The following is a 2480-nucleotide window of genomic DNA, read 5'->3' as shown; positions in this document are numbered from 1 at the left end:
GGCGGAACGGACCTCGTCGCGACCGGTCGGGCGGGGTCGCGGGGCGCCGTGCCCACGGGTGGGCGCGGAGTCGGGCGGGGTCGGTCCGGGGAGGCCGTCCTCGTCGTCGTCGGATCGGTTCTCACTTTCCATTCCCAAACTGTACACAATTGACTACAGTCGGGTTGACGGGTGTGGATTGACGCGCCCCGCCCCTCGTGCGAAAGGCCGACGATGACCACCACTGACCGCCGCGACGACATCGACGCGATCAAGTCCCTGAAGTACCGCTACCTGCGTTGTGTGGATCTGCGACTGTGGGACGAGCTCGCCGGGACACTCGCCCCCGAGGTCTCGGCCTCCTACGGCAAGCGCCTGTCCTACACCGGCCGCGACGAGGTGGTGGCCGGGTTGCGGGAGCAGATGACCGACGACGTCATCACCGAGCACCAGGCCCACCACCCGGAGATCGAGGTGGACGGCGACACCGCGACCGGCCGCTGGTACCTGCAGGACCGGGTGATCGTGCCCGCCTTCGACACGATGATCATCGGAAGCGCCTTCTACTCCGACACCTACGCGCGCCAGGACGGTCGCTGGGTCATCACGAGCACCGGCTACAAGCGCACCTACGAGGCGATGCTCAACCTCAAGGACATCCCGAGTTTCCAGCTCACGGACAACCACCTCGCCCCCACCGGCGGGCAGTGAGGGCGCGGGCGGACGGTGCGAGCTCTGCCCGGCGAGTCGGTGACGACGACTGTGACCGTGACGGTGACGCGTGGAGCTGATCGTCATCGCCGCGCTGTGCGTGGCGGCGGCCTCGGTCATCGGCGGCGCCACCGGGTTCGGCACGTCCCTGTTGGCCACCCCGTTGATGCTGATGGCGGGCATCGGACTGGCCGAGACGGTGGTGGTGAACCTGGTCGTGGCCCTGGTCACCAGGGTGGGCGTCACCGTGCAGTTGCGCGCTCACATCACCTGGCCGCGCGTCGCGGTGCTGGGACTGGCGAGTGTGCCGGGCGCCTGGTTGGGCGTTCAGACCATCGCGTTCCTGCCGGAGGAGCACCTCAAGCCGGCGGCAGGCGCGATCACGGTCCTGTGCGGGGTCGCCATGGCGCTGCCCGCGGCCAAAACACCCCGGCCGCCCTCGGCGATCGCGACCGCGGTCACCGGGGTGATCAGCGGGTACTTCTCCACCACCACCTCGCTCAACGGACCGCCGGTCGTCCTGCTGCTCAGCCGGGCCAGGCTGCCGCCGCTGGGCTTCATCGCCGACCTCGCCGGGTACTTCGTCATCACCAGCCTGGTCTCCCTCGCACTGTTGTGGTCGGGCACGGAGATCGACCTACCCGCCCTGTTGCCCATGATCGTGGCCTGCACCGTCGTCGGCGTCCTGGCCAACCAACTCGGAATCGGCATCGCCATGCGCCTGCCCACCCACGTGTTCCGCTCCGCCGTGATCTCCCTCGTGGTGATCGCCGGCCTCGTCACCTTCGCCACCGCGTGATCGACCTTCCCACCGCGTGATCGCCGTGACGCCCCGTTCCCACTCCCACAGATTCCCGTACCGACCCCGGAGGACCCCATGACCGACAGCACCGCGCAGACCGACACGACCGCAGAGACTGACACGTCCACGCAGACCGACACGATCGCGCAGCACACCGAGAAGGCCGGCACCGCACGTGAGAACCGTCTGGCCGGAAAGGTCGCCATCGTCACCGGTGGCGGGCAGGGGGTCGGGGAGGGCATCGCGCTCGGCCTCGCCGAATCCGGTGCCGCGCTGTTGCTGGTCGGGCGTCGGATGCGCAAGCTCGAGCGGGTCGCCGAGATCATCCGTGCGAACGGTGGGACGGCCGAGTGCCTGGCCGTGGACATCATCACCGACGGCGCCCCCGAGGCGATCATCGCGACCGCCGTGGAGAAGCTCGGCGGGGTCGACATCCTGGTCAACAACGCTAACATGGCCATGCCGCTGCCGCTGTCCGACTACCCGGACGACGAGTTCCGCAAGGCCTTCGAGGGCGGCCCCCGCGTGACCTTCACCCTGATGAAGCTGGCGCGGCCCGAGATGGCCAAGCGCGGAGGGGGAACGATCATCAACCTCGTGACCGCCGCCGCCGTCCGGTGGGACGCCGCGAACTACGGCGTCTACGCCGCGGTCAAGGAGGCCATCCGCGCCCTGACCCGCGCCGCCGCCTACGAGTGGGCGGCCGAGGGCACCCGCGCCCTCAACGTTGCGCCACACGCCCACAGCCCCGGGCTGGACTGGTGGATGGAGAACAACCCCGAGGAGGCCGAGGAGTTCGTGTCGAGCATCCCCGCCGGCCGCGTGGGCGACCCCCTCTCCGACATCGGCCGTCCCGTGGCCTGGCTGTGCTCGGCCGAGGCCTCGTACCTCAGCGGCGCCACCATCCCCCTCGACGGCGGCCAGTCCCGCTGGGGCTGACCTCGTCGTCGTCGTCCCGCCCCGCCCCCTCCCGGAAAGCTGCCGCCAT

Annotated in this window: 3 protein-coding genes; all 3 read left to right on the top strand. The window is 69.9% G+C overall.

Annotated elements, in window-relative coordinates:
• Positions 1-213 precede the first annotated feature (213 nt).
• The 3 genes from G6021_RS12385 (at position 214) to G6021_RS12375 (ending at position 2431) form a co-directional block, all read left to right on the top strand.
• Complete coding sequence (locus G6021_RS12385) at positions 214-690, top strand: nuclear transport factor 2 family protein (RefSeq protein ID WP_179523255.1); 477 nt, start codon at positions 214-216, stop codon at positions 688-690.
• A 70-nt stretch (positions 691-760) separates the two neighbouring features.
• A complete protein-coding gene (locus G6021_RS12380) occupies positions 761-1489 on the top strand; it encodes a TSUP family transporter (RefSeq protein WP_182641417.1) in 729 nt (242 codons plus the stop codon).
• A 78-nt stretch (positions 1490-1567) separates the two neighbouring features.
• A complete protein-coding gene (locus G6021_RS12375; protein ID WP_182641416.1) occupies positions 1568-2431 on the top strand; it encodes an SDR family oxidoreductase in 864 nt (287 codons plus the stop codon).
• The last annotated feature ends 49 nt before the right edge of the window (positions 2432-2480 follow it).

The organism is Dietzia sp. CW19, from assembly GCF_014145265.1.
GTDB lineage: Bacteria > Actinomycetota > Actinomycetes > Mycobacteriales > Mycobacteriaceae > Dietzia > Dietzia natronolimnaea.
The sequence above is the reverse complement of the archived record's forward strand: the minus strand, read 5'-3'. Positions and strand labels throughout refer to the sequence as shown.

Coding starts and splice junctions, on each gene's coding strand:
- G6021_RS12385 (WP_179523255.1), top strand. CDS start 214: ATGACCACCACTGACCGCCGCGACGACATCGACGCGATCAAGTCCCTG.
- G6021_RS12375 (WP_182641416.1), top strand. CDS start 1,568: ATGACCGACAGCACCGCGCAGACCGACACGACCGCAGAGACTGACACG.